The following is a 20,711-nucleotide window of genomic DNA, read 5'->3' as shown; positions in this document are numbered from 1 at the left end:
GACCGCCGATGAAAACCCCGGAAATTTTCGTACGAGTCGTACGTTTTGTACGCCAGTTTCGTACGAAAATCCGCAGAAGTGGAAAACCTTTCGTACGAGTCGTACGAAAATCGCACCTTTCGGACGGGTCATCGGCGCTTGAACATAGCGTTGACCCCGCTAGGTCACAAGCCATGAAACAGGCATTGATCATCGGCGCCTCGGGCGGGATTGGCACGGCCATCTCGGAGGCTTTGGCGGAGCGCGGTGTGGCGGTCACGGGGCTGTCGCGGCGAGACGATGGGTTGGATGTGACCGATGAAGGGTCGGTCGAGGCGGCATTGGGCCGGTTGGAGGGACCGTTCGATTTGGTGTTCGTCGCGACCGGGGCGCTGGAGTTGGAGGGCCGGGGGCCGGAGAAATCCCTCAAGCATCTGGAGGCCGAGGCGATGCAGGCACAGTTCATGTTGAATTGCGTGGGGCCATCACTGGTGATGAAACACGCGGTACGGTTGCTGCCCAAGGAGGGGCGCAGCGTTTTCGCGGCGCTTTCGGCGCGGGTTGGGTCGATTGGCGATAACGGTTTCGGTGGGTGGTACAGTTACCGAACGGCAAAGGCCGCGTTGAACCAGATGATCCACACCGGGGCGATTGAGATTGGCCGCAGCCACAAGCAAGCGATTTGTGTGGCGCTGCATCCCGGCACGGTGGAAACACCGCTGACCGAGAAATATGCCAAGGGCCACCCCACCGTCACGGCGCAGGAAGCCGCCGTTAACCTTTTGCGTGTCATTGATGGGCTCACCATCGAGGACACGGGACAATTTTATGATTGGGCGGGAAAGCGCGTGCAATGGTGAACCGGTTGGTTCTGGTTCTTGGGGACCAGTTGAGCGAGGGGCTGTCGGCGCTGCGGGAGGCCGACATGGACAGTGACCTGATCGTCATGGCCGAGGTGCTGGACGAGACGGGATATGTGCCGCATCACCCCAAGAAAATCGCGCTGGTGCTGTCGGCGATGCGGCATTTCGCGGCGGCTTTGGAGGCGGATGGCTGGCGCGTGGCCTATACGCGGTTGGATGATGAGGGCGCGTCAAAAACCATCGTGGGAGAGTTGATGCGCCGGGGCCAAGAACATGAGGTGAGCGAGGTTCTGGCCACCCGGCTCGGCGAATGGCGGTTGATCGAGGCGCTGGAGAATGCGCCGTTGAGCGTGACGCTTCTGCCGGATGATCGGTTCATCTGTTCGCTTCAGGCGTTCGACGCTTGGGCCGAGGGGCGCAAAGAGCTTCGGATGGAGTATTTCTATCGCGAGATGCGGCGCAAGACGGGCCTGATGATGGAGGGCGAAAAACCGGCAGGGGGCAAGTGGAATTTCGACCATGACAACCGCAAACCGGCCTCGGAGGATATGCTGCGATCCGCGCCGATGCAGTTCACGCCGGATGAGACCACCGAAGAGGTGCTTGATCTGGTCGAGGCGCGGTTTGGCGACAATTTCGGCGAGTTGCGGCCCTTTCATTTTGCCGTGACCCGCGGGCAGGCCCTGCGTGCGCTGGATCATTTCGCCAAGCACTTGCTGGCGGGGTTTGGTGATTATCAGGACGCGATGTTGCAGGGGGACAGGTTTCTGCATCATTCGGTGCTGTCGCCGTATTTGAACATCGGATTGCTTGATCCTGTGGAAATCTGCACCCGTGTGGAAGAGGAATGGAAAGCCGGGCGCGTGCCGATCAATGCCGCCGAAGGGTTCATCCGGCAGGTGATCGGCTGGCGCGAATATGTGCGGGGCATCTATTTTCGCGAGGGGCCGGACTATACCGCGCGCAATGCGCTGGGCCATGATCGGGATTTGCCGTGGATGTATTGGGGGGGTGAGACACGGATGAATTGCGTGGGCCATGCGGTGGCGCAGACCCGCGAGGAGGCCTATGCCCATCACATTCAGCGGCTGATGGTGACGGGCAATTTCGCGCTGTTGGCCGGGGTCGATCCGGGGCAGCTGCATGAATGGTATCTGGCGGTTTATGCCGATGCTTTTGAGTGGGTGGAGGCGCCCAACACGATCGGCATGAGCCAGTTTGCCGATGGCGGGATCATCGCCAGCAAGCCTTATGTGAGTTCGGGCAATTATATCGCCAAGATGTCGGACTATTGCGGCAACTGCGCTTATTCGGTGAAGGACAAGGTGGGCGAGGGGGCATGCCCCTTCAACCTGCTCTTCTGGGATTTCATGCAGCGGCATCGGGAGCGGTTCGAGGGCAATCCGCGGATGGGCCAGATGTATCGCACATGGGACCGGATGGACGAGGACAAGCGCGATGCGGTGCTAAGTGGCGCGCGGCGTATCTTGGACCGGCTGGACGCGGGCGAAGTGGTTTAAAGCGTTTCCAGTTATTGTTGCATCACCAATACCCTGCCAGGCCTACGGCCTTCTCGGGACATTAGTGATACACTTTGATTCAAGGTAAACTGAAAACGCTCTAGCGAAGGGCAAGCACCAGATCGACGAGGGAGCCCATGGACTGGGTGTTGCGGGCCTCTTGCCCCTCGTCCAGTTGCGCCATGCCCACACCGCTGGCCAGGATGATCCGGGCCATTTCGGGATTGGAGATACCGACCTCGGACAAAAGCGCGTGCAGGCAATCGAGCCGGGCGGCATCGACCCGGGCCAGTGTTTCGGCGGCGCCCGCATGCCCGCGCGCCCATGCGCGGATGGCGGCATCGGCGCCGGCCTGATCGGCGAGGCTTTGGGCGGCGTGGCGCAGGCGGGTTGTGGCGGTGCCGGACCCGGCCTGTGCCTTGGAGAGGGCGGTTTGCGCGGTTTCCTCCCAGCGGGCCAGAAGGGCGCGGTGGAAGTGCGGGACATCTTCGAAATGCCAGTAAAATGAGCCTTTGGTCGTGCCCATGCTGCGCGCCAGCGGCTCGGCTTTCAGGGCTTCGGGGCCTTGGGCGCGCAGGGCAGTGAGCCCGGCGGTGAGCCAGTCGTCACGGTGCAGGCGTTTGGCGGCGGATGTCATGGGCATTGTCCTACGCCCGGTGGCGATATTGGGCAAGAGCTGCGGTGAGGCAGGGCGGTGGGTGGTGCCTTTTCGCCCATCGCTCACGTTACAAAACTTTCAACGAACTGTCGCAGAGCTGTCAGGCGCGGCGCGTAGGAGGGCGCCAAGACAGCAAGGGGATGTGCAGTGCTGACAGTGAGCAATCTGACGCGCAGATTTGGCAAGAACACGGCCGTGGATGCCGTGTCTTTCGAGGTGGAGCGGCCCGCGATGATCGGGATCATCGGCCGATCGGGCGCCGGGAAATCCACGCTTTTGCGGATGTTGAACCGGCTGACTGATGCCAGCGAGGGGGTGATCGCCTTCGAGGGGCGCGATGTGACGGCCCTGCGGGGGGCCGAGAAACGCGCGTGGCAATCCGATTGCGCGATGATCTTCCAGCAGTTCAATCTTGTGCCGCGCATGGATGTGGTCTCCAACGTGCTGCATGGCACGCTGAACCGGCGGTCGACTATGTCGACGATGTTCAACCTGTATCCCGAAGCGGATATTCACCGTGCCATCGATATTCTGGACCGTCTGGGCATTGCCGAGCATGCCCCCAAGCGGGCCGAGGCGCTGTCGGGGGGGCAGCAGCAGCGGGTGGCGATTGCCCGGGCGCTGATGCAGGACCCCAAGATCGTTCTGGCCGATGAGCCGATTGCCAGCCTTGATCCGATGAATGCGCAGGTGGTGATGGACGACCTGCGCCGCATTCACGAGGAAGACGGGCGCACCGTCATTGCCAACCTGCACACGCTGGATACCGCGCGGCGCTATTGCGATCGGGTGATCGGGATGCTGCATGGCCGGGTGGTGTTCGACGGCACGCCCGAGCAGCTGACCACCGGCGTCGCGCGCGACATCTATGGCGCGGATGCCGGATTTTCCGAGGCCAGCACCTCGACCTCCATCGAGACAATCGAGCGCCCCGGCGTTGCCGCGATCCGGCAGGCCGAGGCCGCGCTTTGAGACTTCCCCGAGCCTTCAATCGAAAATCAACTCAATCCAATCGGAGAGAAACCATGAAAAAACTGCTTGCTGCCATCGTGGCGACCACGGCCCTGACCAGCCCTGCGCTGGCCCAAGAGATCAGCGAATTCCGCATCGGTATTCTGGGGGGCGAAAACGCACAGGACCGGATGAATTCGAACGAGTGCCTGCGCGAAAAGACCGAAGAATTGCTGGGTGTCGAAACCAAGCTGTTCGCGCCGGCCGACTATAACGGCGTGATCCAGGGCCTGCTGGGCGGCACCATCGACATGGCGTGGCTGGGCGCCTCGGGCTATGCCAAGACCTATCTGGAAAACCCCGACGCGGTTGAGCCGGTTCTGGTCAAGGTGAACCTTGATGGTGGTTATGGGTATCACTCCATCGGGTTTGCCCGCAAAGACAGCGGAATCACCTCGCTGGACGATATGAAGGACAAGACCTTTGGTTTCGGTGATCCGAACTCGACCAGCGGGTACCTGATCCCGTCGATCGAAATTCCTGCCGAGATCAATGCCACCATGCAATCGGGCGATTATTTCGGCGAAGTGAAATTCACCGGCGGCCATGAGCAAACCATCGTTGCCGTGAACAACGGCGACGTGGACGGCGGCGTGACATGGGCCGACGGCCTGGGCAACTGGGAAGACGGGTACAACTCGGGCGCGCTGCGCAAGGCGGTTGATGCCGGTCTGGTGGACATGAACGATCTTGTCCAGATCTGGCAATCGAAGCCGATCCCGGAGGGCCCTGTCGTTCTGCGGTCTGCGCTGCCCGAGGACGTAAAGTTGAAGATGACCGGGCTGATGGCATCGCTCAAATCGATGGACGAAGACTGTGCCTATGGTGTGCTTCAGGGGGACGCGAAAGGCTTCATGCCGATCACCCATGACGCTTACCTGTCGATCATCGAGGCCCGTAAGGCCAAATCGAACTAAGACAGCGTTTTGACGAAGGGGGGCCGCCCGTGGGGTGGGCCCTTTTTCATAAGTATCCGGGGGACTTAGGGCATGGCAGACCTGAGCGCGCAGGCGCCGATCACGACGGATGGCATCCGCGACAATTACATGGCGATGACGCGCCGCAAGCGGCTGTATTCGGGCGCGATGCTGGCGATCTTCGTGGCGCTGATGGTGGCGGGGTTCAACCTTGCCGACAGCCGCAATGCCGGGGGGTTCTGGGACGGCTGGCACAATATTCTGGACTTTCCGGCGCAGGTCTGGAGCGAGGCCTTCGAGAAGGCCCATGAACTGCCCGGACATTTCGTGACGTTTTTCCCGGCGCTGATCGAGACGATCAATATCGCCGCCGCGTCGACCCTTCTGGGGGCGCTTCTTGGGATTGTCATGTCGCTGTTGTCGACACGCGGCATGGCGCGCTGGCCGCGGATGATCCCGGTGTTCCGGCGGATCATGGATATTCTGCGGGCGATCCCCGAGATCGTGATCGCGCTTGTCCTGATTTTCGTGCTGGGCGGCGGGCCGGTGCCCGCGATGATCGCGATTGCGCTGCATACCGTCGGCGCGCTGGGCAAGCTGTTTTCCGAGGTGAACGAGAATGCCTCGCTCAAGCCCGTGGAGGGGCTGCAATCGGTGGGCGCGACATGGTCGCAACGCATGTTGTTGGGCATCATCCCGCAGGTGGCGCCGAATTACCTGAGTTACGCGCTGCTGCGGTTCGAGATCAATATCCGCGCCTCGGCCATCCTTGGTTTCGTCGGCGCGGGCGGCATCGGGTACGAGCTCAAGAACGCCATGTCATGGGGGCAGGGCAAGTTCGACGAGGCGGCGGCGATTTTCATTCTGCTGTTCCTGACCATCGTCTTTTTCGACCAGATTTCATCCTATTTCCGGGATCGCCTGACCAAGGGGGCGCAGCAATGAGCATGACAGCGACAGCGGATTTCAAGGGCGAGGCAAGCCGTCTGTTCGGGCGTAAACGCCTGTTCAATTTCGGCCTGCCTGCGGTGATCCTGGCCTATTTCGTCTATATCTTCTTTGCCTTTGACATTCCGGGGCTGAGTGAGCGGGCGAGCATCGACAATGCCCGCGCCCTTGTGGCCGACAGTTACAGCCACAAGACGCATGTTTTGTACGATGCGCGGTCGGAGAGTATCGAGATCGCCATCGAGGGCGAGCGCAAGGGGACCTATGCCGAGGGCACCGCGCCCGAGTGGGTGACCCTGACCGACACGGGCATGGTGGCGCAACTGGGGCGTGGCCATGTTGTGACCTACGAGGGCGACTGGGTGCGCTATGACATCCCCGACTATGGGGTGATCGAGGCGCGCCCGTCGCGCAGCGGGGTCGAGATGGTGTTTCCGCAGGGCGGGATGGAAGATCAGCCCGAGTGGATCAATGCCTCGAAAAACCGGCTGGCGGTGACCACGGACCGGGGCCGTTTGACGATAACACGGACACGGGCGGAACTGTTCAAGTACGATATGGGTTGGGAGCTGTTCTTCTTCACGCTGGACAGCCCGTTTCATGGCAAGAGCTTTGCTGACTTGGTGGGGCTTGCCGTTTCGGGTGAGCGGGTGAGGCCCGAGGTATCGAACATCACGGCCATGTGGCGAGATTTCTGGGGCAATGCCATGTGGCGGCATTCCGAGGTCATGTGGGCGGTGTTCGAGACCATCCTGATGGCCTTCCTTGGTACCTTTGGCGCGGCGATGCTGGCGCTGCCGCTGGCCTTCATGGCGGCGCGGAATTTCTCGCCCTTCATGGCGGTGCGGTTCGGCGTGCGGCGGGTGTTCGATTTCGTGCGCGGGGTGGATGCCCTGATCTGGACGGTGGTTCTGGCGCGCGCCTTTGGGCCGGGGCCGTTGACGGGGGCCTTGGCGATCCTGCTGACCGATACCGGGACCTTCGGCAAGCTTTTCTCGGAAACCCTTGAAAACGTGGATGAAAAGCAAATCGAAGGGGTGCAATCGACGGGGGCCAAGCCGTTGCAGCGCTATCGCTTTGGCGTCATTCCGCAGATCACGCCCGTTCTGTTGAGCCAGCTTCTTTACTACCTTGAATCCAACACCCGCAGCGCCACGATCATCGGGGCGATTACCGGCGGTGGGATCGGGCTGTTGCTGACGCAGGCGATCATCACCCAGAAGGATTGGGAAGAGGTGACTTACTACATCGTCCTGATCGTGCTGATGGTGATGGCGATGGATACGATCTCGGGGTGGTTGCGCCGCCGGTTGATCCAGTCGGATGACTCGGGGCTTTAACGATCCGAGGGGTGGTTGATGCCGTCGCTCCACGGGATCGGCTCATAATCGGCGGGGTTTACGCCTTGGATGCAGCCAAGGTTGACGCCGTATTCGTTCGGGTTCGAGCGGCGTTGGTGATGGGTGTAAATGCCGCAGGTTTTGCAAAAGTAGTGCTGCGCGGTGCCGGTGCCCCATGTGTAGAGCGTGAGGTTGTCGGCCCCGCGTGCGACGGTCAGCGCGGCAAGCGGCACCGAGACATTGGGCGCGGCGCGACGGCGGCAGAAGGAACAGTCGCAGCGGTGGGCGCCGGTGATGCCGTTTGGCAGGTCGAGGTGCAGCTCGACCGCGCCGCAATGACAGGTGGCCTTGGTTTTCATTTGCGGTGCCTCCGGACGCGGGGGATGTGGGTTTTCTGATAGGCATAGCGGGCCTCGGGGTGCGGGGGCTGCCCGTGGGTGCGGTTCCAGAACTGCGTGCCGCCCCGGCGCAGGAAGACCGGCAGGGTCAGGATCGCGCCCAGTACGAAGCCGCCCGCGTGCGCCCAATAGGCCACGCCGCCACTCATCGGGTCGGCCCCGAAGCCGCCGAAAAGCTGCATCGCGAACCACAGCGCCAGCATGAGCCAGGCCGGGACGGCGATCACCCGGATGATGAAGATGATGAAGATCAGGATATCGACCTGCGCCCTGGGGTAGAGCAGCAGGTAACCGCCCATGACCCCGGCGATGGCCCCCGAGGCGCCGACGGTGGGCACCTCGCTGTAGGGGGCGGCGTAGTAATGGGCAAGGCCCGCGCCCACGCCACAGGCGAGGTAGAAAAGTAGGTAGCGCAGGTGGCCCATCTCTTCTTCGAGGTTGTCGCCGAAGATCCACAGAAACAGCATGTTGCCGCCAAGGTGCATCAGCCCGCCGTGCAGGAACATGGAACTGAGCATGGTGCCCCATGTGCCCTGTTCGGTGACGAGGGCCGGGACCATGCCCCAGTCGAGGAAGAACATGGTCAGGGCGCGCTGATCCGCGAAGAGGCCCCAGTAGCTGAGGAAGATCGCCACGTTCACCGCGATCAGGGCGTAGGTGACCCATGGGGTCTGTTGAGACGGGTTATGATCGCGAATGGGCAGCATGGAGGATAGTTGGCCCGCCCGTCCCCCGGCGTCAAGCGCGGGGGGACGGGAATTTTGCCGGGTCCCGGGGTAAGCCCGGAACGGGCGTGTGTCAGGCCATGCCGCCCAGCAGGGCGGCGTTGCCGCCTGCGGCGGTGGTATCGACGCAGACGTGGCGTTCGTGCAGGACGTGGCCGGTGTCGGGTTGCCCGGTGATCAGCGGCAGGATCGGCCCGGCGCGGCGCGACAGCGCCTGCGCATAGGCGCGGGCGGTGGTGTCATCGCCCCACCAGATCACGCCGGACAGGGCGCCCATGGTTGTCAGGGCTTCGGGGGCGACGTGGCCGGTGGCCTGTACGGCGATGCCGCCAAGTGCCTCGACCGCGCGGGCCTGTTCGGCGGCGGCCTCGGGCCCCGGGCCGAGGCAGAGCACAGCCTCGCGCGTGTGGGTGGTCAGGCGGTTCGATTCCCCCGTCGGCCCCGGCAGGACAAGCGCATCGCGGCGTTCGGCCTGATGCGTATTGGCCTTGTCGAGCGCGCCTTGCAGGTCGTCCGCGCCCATGTCGCGGGGCCAGTCGCCCTTGGCCTGCGCGGCAGGGTGGGCCGTGAAGCGGGCAAGGTAGTGTGGGCCGCCCGCCTTGGGGCCGGTGCCGGAAAGGCCCTCGCCGCCGAAGGGTTGGCTGCCGACGATGGCGCCGATCTGGTTGCGGTTGACGTACATGTTGCCCGCATGAACCCGGTCGGTGACATATTGCACGCGGTCGTCGATCCGGGTCATCAACCCGAAGGTCAGGCCATAGCCGGTGCCGTTGATCCGGTCGATCACCTTGTCCAGTTCGGTGGATTTGAAGGTGGCCAGATGCAGGACAGGGCCGAAAATCTCGCGCTCCAGATCCTCGATCCCGCCGAGTTTGATCAGCGTCGGCGCGATATAGGTGCCCGCGTTCGGCGTCTTGAGCTCATGCATCAACCGGCCCTCGGCGCGGGCGGTCTGGATATGCTCGGCGATGCCTGCGCGGGCGGTCTCGTCGATCACCGGGCCGACATCGGTGGACAGATCCCAGGGCATCCCGATGTTGAGCGCATCCATGGCCCCGGTGAGCATTTCGGTGAAGCTGTCGGCGATGTCCTCCTGCACGTAGAGGCAGCGCAGGGCGGAACAGCGTTGCCCCGCCGACTGGAAGGCGGATTCGACGATCGCCTGCACCGCCTGTTCGGGCAGGGCGGTGGAATCGACGATCATGGCATTCAGCCCGCCGGTTTCGGCGATGAGCGGCGCGCCGGGGGCGAGGTTTTCGGCCATGGCGGCGCGGATTTTCATTGCCGTTGCGGTGGAGCCGGTGAAGGCCACGCCGTTTACGCGGGCATCCGAGGTCAGCGCCGCGCCCACCTCGCCGCCGCCGGGCAGGAGTTGCAGCGCCTCTTTCGGCACGCCAGCCTTGTGCATCAGGTCGACGGCAAGGGCCGAGATGATCGGTGTTTGCTCGGCCGGTTTCGACAGCACGGCATTGCCAGCGGCGAGGGCGGCGCTGATCTGGCCGGTGAAGATGGCCAGCGGGAAGTTCCATGGCGAGATGCATGTAAAGGTGCCGACGGCTTGCCCTTCAGGAGCGTTGGCCGCGTAGTAGCGCAGGAAATCGACGGCCTCGCGCAGTTCGGCCACGGCATCGAGCACCATTTTGCCCGCTTCGCGGTGGATGGCGGCGAAAAGCTCACCATAGTTTTCCTCGTAGAGGTCGGCCACCTTGTTGAGCACCTTGGCGCGTTCCTCGGGGCTAGCGTCCCATGGTTTGGCCGAGGCGAGGGCGGTTTCGATGTCCTTCGCGCTGGCGGTGGCGACGGTGCCGGGCTGGTCGGCAGGGTCGGCGGGGTTGATCACCGGGCGCGGGGCCTCGGGGGAGGCTTTGCCGGCAAGGATCGGGCCAACATCCCACGTGTGATTGACGAAGGGGCCGCGCGCCGCGTCGATGGCATCCAATGTCGGCTGGTGCGCCAGATCGAAGCCCTTGGAGTTCTTGCGCTCGGGCAGGAAGAGGTCCGGCCCGGTGGGCAGGTGGGGCTTTTCATCGTTGATCGCCTCGAAGGGATCGCGGGCGACCACCTCGGGGGGGACATCCTCGTCCACGATCTGGTTGACGAAGCTGGAGTTGGCACCGTTTTCCAGAAGGCGGCGCACGAGGTAGGCCAGCAGATCACGGTGCGCGCCCACGGGAGCATAGATGCGGCACCGGGTGCCTTCGTTTTTCAGGATGATGTCGTGCAGCGCTTCGCCCATGCCGTGCAGGCGCTGGAATTCGAATTCATCCTTCTGGTCCTTGCCCATCTCAAGGATCGCCGCCGCCGTATGGGCGTTATGAGTGGCGAATTGCGGGTAAATCCGGTCGGTCATCGACAGGAGTTTGCGGGCATTGGCGATATAGCTGATGTCGGTGGCCGCCTTGGAGGTGAAGACCGGGAAGCCATCGACGCCTTCGACCTGCGACAGCTTGATCTCGGTGTCCCAATAGGCGCCTTTCACCAGCCGCACCATGATCTTGCGATCGAGGCGCGTGGCCAGATCGTTGAGGAAATCCAGCGTGTGGGAGGCGCGTTGGCCGTAAGCCTGCACCACCACGCCGAAACCGTCCCACTCGGCAAGCGCGGGTTCCGAGAGCACGGTTTCGATCACGTCGAGCGAAAGCGAGAGGCGGTCGGCCTCTTCGGCGTCGATATTGAGGCCCATCTTGGCGGATTTTGCCAGAAGGGCGAGGCTGCGCAGGCGGGGGACGAGGACATCCATCACCTGTTCGCGCTGGGCCACTTCATAGCGGGGATGAAGCGCCGAGAGCTTCACCGAGATACCGGGGTTGTCGCGAATATCGGCATTGGTGCAGGCATTGGCGATGGCGGTGATGGCGCGCGAATAGGCAAGGTGATAGCGGGTGGCGTCGGCATCGGTGCGGGCGGCCTCGCCCAGCATGTCATAGGAATAGGAGTAACCCTTTTTCTCCATGCCTGCGGCGCGGTCCATGGCCGATTGGATGGTTTCGCCAAGAACGAACTGTCGGCCCATTTCCTTCATGGCGCGGCCCGTGGCGGTGCGAATGACCGGCTCGCCCAACCGGCGGACGGCACCGCGCAGGGTGCCCACCAGCCCGGGTTTTTCATCCTCCAGCACCTTGCCGGTCAGCATCAGCGCCCATGTGGAGGCATTGACCAGTGGCGAGGCGGAATGGCCCATGTGCTTTCCCCAGTCGGATGGCGCGATCTTGTCCTCGATCAGCGCGTCGATGGTGTCGGCGTCGGGCACGCGCAGAAGCGCCTCGGCCAGACACATCAGCGCGATACCTTCTTCGGTTGACAGGCCGTATTCGGCAAGGAACACTTCCATCAGTCCGGGGCTGGATTGGCCGCGGATGTCGCGCACCAGATCGGCGGCGCGTTCGACGATGCGCGCGCGGTCGGTTTCCGAAAGGGCGGCCAGTTCGGTGAGGCGGGCCACGGTCTGCCCCTCGTCGGCATAGGTGGCAAGGTCGATGGCGCGGCGGATGTCGGTATCATAAGGCATGGGTGGGTCCTCCCGAAAAGGCATTTCGTCCAAGCATACCAGTGTTCTGCGAGTTGTTTTTCCTAAAAATGTATGTATACATAGTGAAATTGAGTATAAAAATGGCTAAACGCAATGCAAAATGACCACCCGGAGCTTGACCGTTTCGACCGTGCGATTCTCAAGGCGCTGGCGGGGGATGGTCGTATTTCGATCACCGATCTGGCGCGCACCATCGGCCTGTCCAAGTCGCCCACACAGGCACGGCTGCGGCGGCTGGAGAAGGAGGGAATCATCACCGGGTATCGCGCGCTGTTCGATCCCATCCGCCTTGGCATGGATCACGTGAGTTTCGTCGAAGTGCGCCTGAGCGATACGCGCGAGGCGGCGCTGGCGGAGTTCAATGCGGCGGTGGCCAGGGTGCCCGAGATCGAGCAGGTGCATCTGATCGCGGGAAATTTCGATTACCTGATGAAGGTGCGGACCCATAGCATGACCGACTATCGCCGGGTTCTGGCCGATCATATCTCGACCCTGCCTTATGTGTCGAACACCTCGACCTATGTGGCGATGCAGGCGGTGAAGGAGAATGCCCTCTCGGATGTGATTTGACCGTGAGGTGAGGGGGTCTGTACCCTTCGTTACATGTCTATACGTGCTCTTGCATTTGCCATTGTCCTTGCCACGCCGGGTTGGGCCGATTGCCCCGCCCCGCCGGATCATGCCGATGCTCTGGACGGGTTGATCGCACAGGCCCGGACCGCGCCCGATGAGGCGGCAGGGCGGGCCTTGGCCAGCCGGATGTGGGAAATCTGGGCGCAAGCACCTGACGGTCATGCCCAGGACCTGTTGGATTCCGGCGTGTCACGGCGCGAGATGTATGACTATGGATCGGCGATGAAGGCCTTTGACGCCTTGGTGGCCTATTGCCCGGATTATGCCGAAGGGTACAATCAACGCGGGTTCATCCATTTCCTGCGGGAAGATTTCGAAAAAGCCCTGCCCGAACTGGATGCAGCGCTGGATCGTCAGCCACGGCATGTGGCGGCGCGGGCCGGTCGCGCGCTGACGCTTATGGCATTGGGCCGCAAGGCCGAGGCGGCATTGGAGCTGCGGGCGGCCTTGGAGATGAACCCGTGGCTGGGGGAGCGGCATCTTTTGCCGGTGCTGGAGACCGGCGAAGACGATCTCTAGCGTTTATCGGGTCTGATGACCCGCTTCGCGCCTTTACACCACCATGACATCGGATATTGTCCGCGCCGCTGGCCCGCGTGGTGGAATGGTAGACACAGGAGACTTAAAATCTCCAGGCCGAAAGGCCGTGCCGGTTCGAGTCCGGCCGCGGGTACCAGCGGTTTTCCTGATTGACGTGCCAAAAGGAGTGGCTGCGCCACGCAGGTCTGAGCGCGCTTACGCGCGCCAATGAGGGGCTTTGCCCCTCGGTGAAAATGGGATTTTCACCTCACCCCAGGATATTTTTGAACAGGAGAAAACGGGCAGGCGCGCTCTGGTTTTTTCTTGGCTAAAATACCCAAAAACACCGGTTGGTTTCGCATGTGGCTGCAATTGAAGCGTCAGATTGGACATAGGCGCGAGCCGGGCGCCAGAGGCGCACGGGCGAGATACCCTGTGCGCGCCTTTGGCGCGCGCCGCTTAATCGCGGGTGCCGGAGAAGCGGGCCTGCCAATCCTCGCGCTGGTCGTCGGTGATCTTGGCGAAAAGCACCTCGGGTACGGTGAAGGCGTGGCCGGGTTGGAGCGTGGCAAGCGCGGTTGGCACATCGTCGGGCCAGCTGTCATTGCTGGTCTGCATGGCCTCTTGCATGGTTTTCGCCGCATCCGGGATGAAGGGGCTGGAGAGCACCGCGTAAAGCCGGATGAGGTTGAGGGCGAGGCGGATTTGCATCGCCGCGGTTTCCGGGTCTTCCTTGAAGGTGGCCCATGGCGCGGCCTCTTGCAGGTATTCGTTGCCTTCCACCCAGATGGCGCGCAACTCCTGCGCCGATTTGCGGACATCCATCGCCTCCATATGGCCCTCATAGGCGCGGATGCGGGTGGTGAGGGTGTCGATGAGGGCGGTTTCCCGCGCGCCCATCTCGCCGCCTTCCGGAACCGCCTCGCCGAACTTGGAGCGGCAGAACTTGGTGACGCGACTGACGAAGTTGCCCAGCACGTCGGCCAAATCCTTGTTGACCGAGGATTGGAAGTTTTCCCATGTGAATTCGGCGTCCGAGCTTTCGGGGGCGTGGCTGAGCAGCCACCAGCGCCAGTAGTCGGCGGGCAGGATTTCAAGCGCCTGATCCATGAAGACGCCGCGGCCTTGGGACGTCGAGAACTGGCCGCCGTCGTAGTTGAGGTAGTTGAAGGATTTGATGTAATCCACCAGTTTCCAGTCTTCGCCCGAGCCCATTAGCGTGGCGGGGAAGGACAGGGTGTGGAAGGGCACGTTATCCTTGCCCATGAACTGGGTATAGCGCACGTCGTCGGCGCCGCGTTCGGTGCGCCACCAGCGTTCCCACGCGGATTGATCCAGCCCGTTGGCCTCGGCCCATTCGGCGGCGCAGGCGATATATTCGATCGGCGCGTCGAACCAGACGTAGAAGACCTTGCCTTCCATGCCGGGCCAGTCCTCGTCGCCGCGTTTGACGGGGATGCCCCAATCGAGGTCACGGGTGATGCCGCGATCCTGAAGGCCGTCGCCATCATTGAGCCATTTGCGGGCGATCGAGGTGGTCAGGACCGGCCAGTCGGTTTTGCTGTCGATCCACTTGTTCAGGGTGTCGCGCATCTGGCTTTGGCGCAGGAAAAGGTGTTTGGTTTCGCGCACCTCAAGGTCGGTGGAGCCGGAAATGGCGCTGCGCGGGTCCAGAAGGTCGGTCGGGTCAAGCTGCTTGGTGCAGTTTTCGCATTGATCACCGCGCGCCTTGTCGTAGCCGCAGTTGGGGCAGGTGCCTTCGATATAGCGGTCGGGCAAGAAGCGTTTGTCGGCGTTGGAATAGACCTGCTTTTCGGTGACTTCCTCGATCAGCCCGGCCTCGTAAAGCTTGCCGGCAAGGTGTTGGGTCAGCGCGTGGTTTTGCGGGCTGGAGGAGCGCCCGAAGTGATCGAAGCTGAGCCGGAAGCCTTGGGCGATATCGGCCTGCACCTTGTGCATACGGGCGCAGTATTCGGCCACGGGTTCCCCTGCCTTGGCGGCGGCCAGTTCGGCGGGGGTGCCGTGTTCGTCGGTGGAGCACAGGAACAAAACCTCGTGCCCGCGCGCCCGCTGGAAGCGCGCGAACAGATCGGCGGGCAATTGGCTGCCCACGAGATTGCCCAGGTGTTTGATCCCGTTGATATAGGGGATTGCCGAGGTGACCAGGTGCCGTGCCATTGTTACTTTCCCGCCTTTCGCGCCGTGCCGTGTTGCGGGGGGTTTAAAGCCCTTGGGCGCGAAGGACCAGAGGGCGCGCGGTGGATATGTCAATTTCGACAATCCTGTCGCGTTCCGGTTTGACGCGTCGTTTTTTGCCTTGGTAGGCGTTGTCCTGACACCAGGGCAGAGGGGCCGCGCGATGTTCCAGGTACTTGCCAGCGTCTGGGCCCTGCTGCTCGGTATGGTCCTGATCATGATCGGCAATGGCATGCAGGCCACCCTGATGGGGGTGCGCGGGGCCATGGAGGGCTTTGGCACGCTGGAACTGTCGGTGATCACATCGGGGTATTTCCTTGGATTTTTGGTGGGCAGTCGTCTTGCCCCGGAGTTGATCCGGCGGGTGGGGCATGTGCGGGTCTTTGCGGCCTTGGCCTCGTTCATTTCGGCGGGGTTGATTGCCTTTCCGATCCTGACCGATCCCTATAGCTGGACGTTGATCCGGGTGATCCTCGGGTTCTGCTTGTCGGGCGTTTACGTGACCGCCGAAAGCTGGCTCAACAATGCGGCGACAAACCAGACGCGCGGGCAGGTCTTGTCGGTTTACATGGTGGCGCAGATGCTGGGCCTGATCGCGGCGCAGGGATTGATGAACCTTGGCGAGGCGAGCGGGTTTTTCCTGTTCGTGATCCCGTCGATCCTTGTCTCGCTGAGTTTCGCGCCGATCCTGTTGTCGATTACGCCGACGCCGGCCTCGGACACCACCAAACCGATGAGCCTGATGCAGCTTTACCACAAGTCCCCCTTGGCCAGTGTGGGCACGCTGTTGTTGGGCGGGGCCTTCGCGGCGCAGTTCGGCATGGCCTCGGTTTATGGCGCGGCGGCGGGATTGAGCGTGGGGCAGATCACCGGATTCGTCGCGGCGATTTTCACCGGCTCCCTGGTGTGGCAAATCCCGGTTGGGTGGCTGTCGGACCGGATGGACCGGCGGTTGCTGATCCTTGGATTGGCGGCGATCGGGGCGACGGCGACGGCGGTGGGCTTTGTCGTGGGGGCGCAGTTCGAAACGCTGCTTGTTCTGGCCTTTATCGTGGGGGGCGTGGCGAACCCGCTCTATGCGCTGTTCATCGCGTATACGAACGATTTTCTGGAGGTCGATGATATGGCCGCGGCGTCGGGCGGGTTGGTTTTTGCCTATGGCGTGGGCGCGGTCGTGGGGCCGATGGCCACGGGGCAGGTCATGGATGTTGCCGGGCCCAAGGGGTTCTGGCTGTTTCTTGCGGTGGTCTTTGCGGCGATCACCCTTTACGCGGGCTGGCGTATGACGCGGCGCCCCGGGGTGCCGGTGGATGAAACCGGCAGCTACCTTGGGGTTTTGCCGACCTCCTCGCCGGTGGCGGTGGAAGCGGCGCAGGAATGGTACGTCGAGCAGGCCGAAGAGGCGGCTGAAGAGGCCGAGGGGCAGGCCCCTAACGGGTGATCCGGGCGAGAATGCGCAGGCCGATGGTGTCATCCACCATGCCCGCATAGCCCGTTGCGCCGAAGGCCGCCCGGCTGATTTGCCCGGTGAGCAGCACCAGCAGGTTCCGTCGATCGCGCGGGTCCGTGCCGCGTTGCCGGTAAAGCCCGGCGGTCAGGGTAACGGGGCGGGTGACGCCGCGCACAGTCAGATCGCCGGTGACGGTCGCGCCGGACAGATCGCCGTTGATCGTGGTGGAGCGAAAGGTGATCTCGGGGAAGCGTCGTGTATTGAGGACCTGTGCGTCTTTCATCGCCTGCGTGGCAAGGATGAACCCCGCGCGGGCCGCGGCAGCATCCAGCGTGACGTGCACCCGGCTGTTGGGCAGGTTGTCGAGGTCGAGCAGAACCTCGGCGGATTTGACCGGCATGGTGCCCTGTGCCGCGCTGCCCTCGATGGCATAGGTGAAGCCTACGCTGGAGCGGGCCGTGTCGAGGCGGTAGGCCTGTGGTGCGGCCATGCTGAGCGTGGCGACCAGGCTGAAGGTGAGGGCAAACAGATAACGCATCGAACTATGGTAGGGCGAATGCACCGGACTGGCCACTCAACTTTGCGTCACACGCCAGAGCCCCGGTTCGACGATAGGGCGCCAGTGGTGTGGGATGAATGGGTCCTGACCCTAAGCTATGCCCGCCGCAGATCCAGTGAAAGACCCGGGGGGTGACGCGGGCCGGAAAACCGCTAGTCTTTGCGCCGAGCGCGAGGGACAAGGAAAGGCGCAAATGATGAAGAAAAACCGACTGGGGCGGACCGGGATCGAGGTCAGCGCGCTGTGCCTTGGGTCAATGACATGGGGCAGCCAGAACACCATGGAAGAAGGCCATGCGCAGATTGACCGCGCGCTGGAGCGCGGCCTCAATTTCATCGACACCGCCGAGATGTACCCTGTGAATCCCATCGCCAAGGAAACCATTGGCCGGACCGAGGAGGTGATCGGCGAATGGTTTGCCAAGAGCGGGCGGCGCGATGAGGTGGTTCTGGCCAGCAAGCATTCGGGCGAGGGCATGAAACATGCGCGCGAGGGGGCGCCGATTTCTTCAAAGACCATTCCCGAGGCGGTGGAGGGGTCGCTTCGGCGCCTCAAGACCGATTACATCGATCTGTATCAATTCCATTGGCCGAACCGGGGCAGCTACATGTTCCGGAAAAACTGGCAATATGACCCGTCGGGGCAGGATAAGACGGCCACGCTGGCGCATATGGAAGATGCGCTGGAGGCCCTGCAAAAGCAGGTGGACAAGGGCAATATCCGCGCCTTTGGCTTGTCGAACGAAAGCGCATGGGGCACGGCGCAGTGGTTGCGGATGTCCGAGGACAAGGGCCTGCCGCGTGTCGCCAGTATCCAGAATGAATATTCCCTGCTGTGCCGCCTGTATGACACGGACCTGGCGGAGCTGAGCGTGAACGAGAATGTCGGGTTGCTGGCCTTTTCGCCGCTGGCGGCGGGGCTGTTGACCGGCAAATATCAAGGGGGCGCCGTGCCCGAAGGCTCGCGTATGACGCTGAACGAGACGCTCGGGGGGCGCAAGACCGGGCGGGCGCTTGATGCGGTCGGGGCCTATCTGGAGATCGCAGCACGGCATGGTCTGGACCCGGCGCAGATGGCCATTGCGTGGTGCATGACGCGCCCCTTCATGGGGTCGGTGATCTTCGGGGCAACCTCGGTGACGCAACTGGACGTGGCATTGGGCGCTGGGAATGTGAGCCTGTCGGACGAGGTGCTGGAAGAGATCGACGCGGCGCATCGGGCGCATCCAATGCCGTTCTGAGGATTTGTAGATAAGGTGCTGAAAAGGCGCTAAAATCGCTGTCTGCAATACGTCGGTACTTTGGCGGACTTACGTCGGTGTCAGCTGGGCCGAAGTCTTCAAAAGACTTCGGTCCGATTTCTTTTGAAGAAATCGGTGCCCGCTAGATATCCGCCATGAGGTCGCGCAGGTGGTCGGGGAATTGCCGCGCGGTGACCTGGGCCTCGCGGACCAGATGATCGAAGTGTTGGGTGAGGGCCTGCACGCGTTCGGTATCGCGGAAGGCCATGTAGGTTTGTCCGATATAAAGCACGGCCATTTGGGGGCCAAAAATGGTAATCGGCGCCGAATAGAGGCGGCGGGCATCGTAGAGATAGACACGCAGGCGCGGGTAGAGATCATGGCTGACGTCGATCAGGCGCCGGGCCTGGGCCAGGCGAATCTCTTTGGGCAGGTCGGCGTAGTAGCCTTCGCCGCGTACCATCGAATAGACCTCGTAAAGCGGCATGGCGATCTCGTAATCCGATTGGGCGCTGCGCATCCATTCCAGCCGGTCCTGTGAGGCGCCGATGGCCTGTTGGGTGCTGCGGCCCAGATGCGGGGTGTATTCCCATTCCAGCATGTCTTGGGTCTTGAGCATGTCGGACAGGCCCGCCGGGACGTGGCGGATCTTGAAACCCGCGGCTTCCTGATGCCATCGGAAGATCTGTTCATCGACAAGCGCGCGGGAGGCTTCGGTCATGGCCATGGTGTTGGCGAGAATGTCGGCGGCGGTTTCGGGCCGATCGGTGAGGCCCAGAAGCCAATCGGCGGACACCCCGAGCGCACGGGCGCATTCGCCCACCACCTGCGCATTGGGCAGGCGTGCCCCCGTGCCCTTGAGCAACTGCGAGATGGTGGAGCGATCCACCCCCACGGCGCGGGCGAGGGCGCTTTGATTGGTGCCGCGATCCCGCATCGCGTCGCTCAGGCGGGTGCGGAAAAGGTCTGCGCGTAGGCGTTTGTCTGTTTTTTCCATCATTGGTGATAAATATCATCAATGCAAAAAAATGTTAACTACATTCGGACTGCGCGGACGCGCGGTTTTGGCTTAGCCCTGTGCCTGCAATCGAACAAAGGAGGGACGACATGGAGACGCCACGGCGCACGCTGGTCAAAGCTGTTTTATGGAATGTCATGGGGTTGACCGTGATGTCCCTCGTGGGGTTGGCCATGACCGGGTCGGCGGCGGTGGGCGGCGCGATGGCCGTGATCAACACGCTGATCGGGCTGACCATGTATGTCCTTTACGAGCGGATCTGGGCGCGGGTCAACTGGGGGCGCCTCCATGGGTAAAGCAGGCATGGCACGGCTGCGCGAGGAGTGGCCGACGATCCTTCTGTTGGCGGTCTGTTACGGCGGCTGGGCCGTGGCGACCATCTGGTTGGCCGCACTGTGGCTGCCCTTGGGGATCGTCGCCGCCGGGGTTTTCGCGGCGCTGCATTCGTCGCTGTGCCACGAGGTTCTACATGGCCATCCCACGCGGTATGACCGGGTGAACGAGGCGCTGGTCTTTCCGGCGCTGAGCCTTTTCGTTCCGTATCAGCGATTCCGCGACACCCATCTTGCGCATCACCGCGACGAGTTTCTGACCGACCCGTACGACGACCCGGAAAGCAATTACATGGACCCCGCCGTATGGGGGCGCTTGCCGGGCTGGATGCGGCGTATCCTGTTGATGAACAACACCCTTTTGGGGCGGATGGTGATTGGGCCGGTGGTATCGCAAGTGGCCTTCATGCAGGGCGACTGGCGGCTGATCCGGGCGGGCGCGCGGGATGTGCTACGCGCGTGGCTGTGGCATGTTCCGGCGGTGGCGGTGGTGATCTGGTGGATCGTCAGCGTCTCGGCGATGCCGGTCTGGGCCTATGTGATCTCGGCCTATATGGCGATTTCAATCCTGAAAATCCGCACCTTCCTTGAACATCGGGCCCACGAAAAGGCGCGGGGGAGGACGGTGATCATCGAGGACCGGGGCATTCTGGCGCTGCTCTTTCTCAACAACAACTTTCACGTCGTGCATCACATGCACCCCAAGGTGCCGTGGTATCGCCTGCCGGCGCTTTATCGCGAGCAGCGCGCGCATTACCTTGAGCGCAACGATGGCTATCGCTATGCCTCCTACCGGGAGATTTTCGCGCGGCATTTCCTGCGCGCGAAAGACCCGGTGCCGCATCCGCTCTGGCCCAAGCCGTAAAATCGGGGCAT

General features: G+C 62.7%; 19 protein-coding genes and 1 tRNA gene. 13 read left to right on the top strand and 7 right to left on the bottom strand.

What is annotated here, in order from left to right; all coding sequences use genetic code 11:
• Positions 1 to 173: 173 nt before the first annotated feature.
• The gene (locus FDP25_RS04220; protein WP_154149237.1) at positions 174 to 839 is read left to right on the top strand and encodes an SDR family NAD(P)-dependent oxidoreductase; all 666 of its coding nucleotides are present in this window, start codon (positions 174 to 176) and stop codon (positions 837 to 839) included.
• Entirely contained in the window at positions 833 to 2,362 is a 1,530-nt protein-coding gene (locus FDP25_RS04215; RefSeq protein WP_154149235.1) for a cryptochrome/photolyase family protein, read from the top strand. Before FDP25_RS04220 ends, FDP25_RS04215 begins: the two co-directional genes overlap by 7 nt.
• A gap of 100 nt (positions 2,363 to 2,462) precedes the next feature.
• Here FDP25_RS04215 and FDP25_RS04210 read toward each other — a convergent pair whose 3' ends face one another.
• On the bottom strand, positions 2,463 to 2,999 hold the full coding sequence (locus FDP25_RS04210; protein WP_154149233.1) for a TetR/AcrR family transcriptional regulator: 537 nt from the start codon (positions 2,997 to 2,999) through the stop codon (positions 2,463 to 2,465).
• A 168-nt stretch (positions 3,000 to 3,167) separates the two neighbouring features.
• On the opposite strand from FDP25_RS04210, the gene phnC reads away from it, so the two are divergent.
• From phnC to phnE (FDP25_RS04190), 4 genes are all read left to right on the top strand, one after another.
• Positions 3,168 to 3,992 (top strand): phosphonate ABC transporter ATP-binding protein, encoded by an 825-nt coding sequence (gene phnC, locus FDP25_RS04205; protein ID WP_343031955.1) that lies wholly within the window; start codon positions 3,168 to 3,170, stop codon positions 3,990 to 3,992.
• A gap of 53 nt (positions 3,993 to 4,045) precedes the next feature.
• Positions 4,046 to 4,948, top strand: a complete 903-nt coding sequence (gene phnD, locus FDP25_RS04200) for a phosphonate ABC transporter substrate-binding protein (protein WP_154149231.1) — start codon at positions 4,046 to 4,048, stop codon at positions 4,946 to 4,948.
• Between the two features lie 72 nt (positions 4,949 to 5,020).
• On the top strand, positions 5,021 to 5,893 hold the full coding sequence (gene phnE / locus FDP25_RS04195) for a phosphonate ABC transporter, permease protein PhnE (RefSeq protein ID WP_154149229.1): 873 nt from the start codon (positions 5,021 to 5,023) through the stop codon (positions 5,891 to 5,893).
• 2 nt (positions 5,894 to 5,895) lie between these two features.
• Complete coding sequence (gene phnE, locus FDP25_RS04190) at positions 5,896 to 7,236, top strand: phosphonate ABC transporter, permease protein PhnE (RefSeq protein WP_154153093.1); 1,341 nt, start codon at positions 5,896 to 5,898, stop codon at positions 7,234 to 7,236.
• On the opposite strand, the gene FDP25_RS04185 is transcribed toward phnE (FDP25_RS04190), so the two are convergent.
• The 3 genes from FDP25_RS04185 to putA all read right to left on the bottom strand — a co-directional run bounded on the left by FDP25_RS04185 (position 7,233) and on the right by putA (position 11,867).
• Positions 7,233 to 7,595, bottom strand: coding sequence for a GFA family protein (locus tag FDP25_RS04185; protein ID WP_154149227.1), 363 nt, complete (start codon positions 7,593 to 7,595; stop codon positions 7,233 to 7,235). The genes phnE (FDP25_RS04190) and FDP25_RS04185 overlap by 4 nt on opposite strands.
• Positions 7,592 to 8,341: a rhomboid family intramembrane serine protease gene (locus tag FDP25_RS04180; protein WP_154149225.1), complete on the bottom strand. Its 750-nt coding sequence runs from the start codon at positions 8,339 to 8,341 to the stop codon at positions 7,592 to 7,594. The genes FDP25_RS04185 and FDP25_RS04180 overlap by 4 nt, the downstream gene beginning before the upstream one ends.
• Before the next feature lie 91 nt (positions 8,342 to 8,432).
• Entirely contained in the window at positions 8,433 to 11,867 is a 3,435-nt protein-coding gene (putA, locus tag FDP25_RS04175) for a bifunctional proline dehydrogenase/L-glutamate gamma-semialdehyde dehydrogenase PutA (protein WP_154149223.1), read from the bottom strand.
• 114 nt (positions 11,868 to 11,981) lie between these two features.
• Here putA and FDP25_RS04170 point away from each other — a divergent pair, with 114 nt between their 5' ends.
• From FDP25_RS04170 to FDP25_RS04160, 3 genes are all read left to right on the top strand, one after another.
• Positions 11,982 to 12,458 carry an Lrp/AsnC family transcriptional regulator gene (locus FDP25_RS04170; protein ID WP_154149221.1) on the top strand — a complete coding sequence of 159 codons (477 nt, stop codon included), beginning with the start codon at positions 11,982 to 11,984 and terminating at the stop codon, positions 12,456 to 12,458.
• Positions 12,459 to 12,491: 33 nt separating this feature from the next.
• Entirely contained in the window at positions 12,492 to 13,040 is a 549-nt protein-coding gene (locus FDP25_RS04165) for a tetratricopeptide repeat protein (RefSeq protein ID WP_154149219.1), read from the top strand.
• A 71-nt stretch (positions 13,041 to 13,111) separates the two neighbouring features.
• Positions 13,112 to 13,197, top strand: a tRNA-Leu gene (locus tag FDP25_RS04160).
• A gap of 302 nt (positions 13,198 to 13,499) precedes the next feature.
• Here the strand turns inward: FDP25_RS04160 and metG are convergent.
• Entirely contained in the window at positions 13,500 to 15,218 is a 1,719-nt protein-coding gene (metG, locus tag FDP25_RS04155; RefSeq protein ID WP_154149217.1) for a methionine--tRNA ligase, read from the bottom strand.
• A 181-nt stretch (positions 15,219 to 15,399) separates the two neighbouring features.
• Here metG and FDP25_RS04150 point away from each other — a divergent pair, with 181 nt between their 5' ends.
• Positions 15,400 to 16,677 carry an MFS transporter gene (locus tag FDP25_RS04150; protein ID WP_154149215.1) on the top strand — a complete coding sequence of 426 codons (1,278 nt, stop codon included), beginning with the start codon at positions 15,400 to 15,402 and terminating at the stop codon, positions 16,675 to 16,677.
• Here FDP25_RS04150 and FDP25_RS04145 read toward each other — a convergent pair.
• Positions 16,667 to 17,224: a YceI family protein gene (locus FDP25_RS04145; RefSeq protein ID WP_154149213.1), complete on the bottom strand. Its 558-nt coding sequence runs from the start codon at positions 17,222 to 17,224 to the stop codon at positions 16,667 to 16,669. The two genes, FDP25_RS04150 and FDP25_RS04145, sit on opposite strands and share 11 nt — an antisense overlap.
• A 217-nt stretch (positions 17,225 to 17,441) precedes the next feature.
• Between FDP25_RS04145 and FDP25_RS04140 the strand changes: the two genes are divergently transcribed.
• The gene (locus FDP25_RS04140) at positions 17,442 to 18,485 is read left to right on the top strand and encodes an aldo/keto reductase (protein ID WP_154153090.1); all 1,044 of its coding nucleotides are present in this window, start codon (positions 17,442 to 17,444) and stop codon (positions 18,483 to 18,485) included.
• A 142-nt stretch (positions 18,486 to 18,627) separates the two neighbouring features.
• On the opposite strand, the gene FDP25_RS04135 is transcribed toward FDP25_RS04140, so the two are convergent.
• The gene (locus tag FDP25_RS04135; RefSeq protein WP_154149211.1) at positions 18,628 to 19,485 is read right to left on the bottom strand and encodes a helix-turn-helix domain-containing protein; all 858 of its coding nucleotides are present in this window, start codon (positions 19,483 to 19,485) and stop codon (positions 18,628 to 18,630) included.
• Between the two features lie 107 nt (positions 19,486 to 19,592).
• Between FDP25_RS04135 and FDP25_RS04130 the strand changes: the two genes are divergently transcribed.
• Entirely contained in the window at positions 19,593 to 19,799 is a 207-nt protein-coding gene (locus tag FDP25_RS04130; protein WP_154149209.1) for a DUF2061 domain-containing protein, read from the top strand.
• A complete protein-coding gene (locus FDP25_RS04125; protein WP_154149207.1) occupies positions 19,792 to 20,700 on the top strand; it encodes a fatty acid desaturase in 909 nt (302 codons plus the stop codon). The genes FDP25_RS04130 and FDP25_RS04125 overlap by 8 nt, the downstream gene beginning before the upstream one ends.
• Positions 20,701 to 20,711 lie beyond the last annotated feature (11 nt).

This window comes from Roseovarius bejariae, assembly GCF_009669325.1.
In the GTDB taxonomy this organism is placed as follows: domain Bacteria; phylum Pseudomonadota; class Alphaproteobacteria; order Rhodobacterales; family Rhodobacteraceae; genus Roseovarius; species Roseovarius bejariae.
This window is presented reverse-complemented; position numbering and strand designations above follow the sequence as displayed.

Bases quoted from the DNA above. Each gene is read 5' to 3' on its own strand.
- phnD (WP_154149231.1), top strand. From the start codon at position 4,046: ATGAAAAAACTGCTTGCTGCCATCGTGGCGACCACGGCCCTGACCAGC.
- FDP25_RS04185 (WP_154149227.1), bottom strand. From the start codon at position 7,595: ATGAAAACCAAGGCCACCTGTCATTGCGGCGCGGTCGAGCTGCACCTC.
- FDP25_RS04165 (WP_154149219.1), top strand. From the start codon at position 12,492: ATGTCTATACGTGCTCTTGCATTTGCCATTGTCCTTGCCACGCCGGGT.
- FDP25_RS04215 (WP_154149235.1), top strand. From the start codon at position 833: ATGGTGAACCGGTTGGTTCTGGTTCTTGGGGACCAGTTGAGCGAGGGG.
- FDP25_RS04135 (WP_154149211.1), bottom strand. From the start codon at position 19,485: ATGATGGAAAAAACAGACAAACGCCTACGCGCAGACCTTTTCCGCACC.
- FDP25_RS04220 (WP_154149237.1), top strand. From the start codon at position 174: ATGAAACAGGCATTGATCATCGGCGCCTCGGGCGGGATTGGCACGGCC.
- FDP25_RS04145 (WP_154149213.1), bottom strand. From the start codon at position 17,224: ATGCGTTATCTGTTTGCCCTCACCTTCAGCCTGGTCGCCACGCTCAGC.
- phnE (WP_154153093.1), top strand. From the start codon at position 5,896: ATGACAGCGACAGCGGATTTCAAGGGCGAGGCAAGCCGTCTGTTCGGG.
- FDP25_RS04170 (WP_154149221.1), top strand. From the start codon at position 11,982: ATGCAAAATGACCACCCGGAGCTTGACCGTTTCGACCGTGCGATTCTC.
- FDP25_RS04210 (WP_154149233.1), bottom strand. From the start codon at position 2,999: ATGACATCCGCCGCCAAACGCCTGCACCGTGACGACTGGCTCACCGCC.
- FDP25_RS04125 (WP_154149207.1), top strand. From the start codon at position 19,792: ATGGGTAAAGCAGGCATGGCACGGCTGCGCGAGGAGTGGCCGACGATC.
- FDP25_RS04130 (WP_154149209.1), top strand. From the start codon at position 19,593: ATGGAGACGCCACGGCGCACGCTGGTCAAAGCTGTTTTATGGAATGTC.
- phnE (WP_154149229.1), top strand. From the start codon at position 5,021: ATGGCAGACCTGAGCGCGCAGGCGCCGATCACGACGGATGGCATCCGC.
- FDP25_RS04150 (WP_154149215.1), top strand. From the start codon at position 15,400: ATGTTCCAGGTACTTGCCAGCGTCTGGGCCCTGCTGCTCGGTATGGTC.
- putA (WP_154149223.1), bottom strand. From the start codon at position 11,867: ATGCCTTATGATACCGACATCCGCCGCGCCATCGACCTTGCCACCTAT.
- metG (WP_154149217.1), bottom strand. From the start codon at position 15,218: ATGGCACGGCACCTGGTCACCTCGGCAATCCCCTATATCAACGGGATC.
- FDP25_RS04180 (WP_154149225.1), bottom strand. From the start codon at position 8,341: ATGCTGCCCATTCGCGATCATAACCCGTCTCAACAGACCCCATGGGTC.
- FDP25_RS04140 (WP_154153090.1), top strand. From the start codon at position 17,442: ATGAAGAAAAACCGACTGGGGCGGACCGGGATCGAGGTCAGCGCGCTG.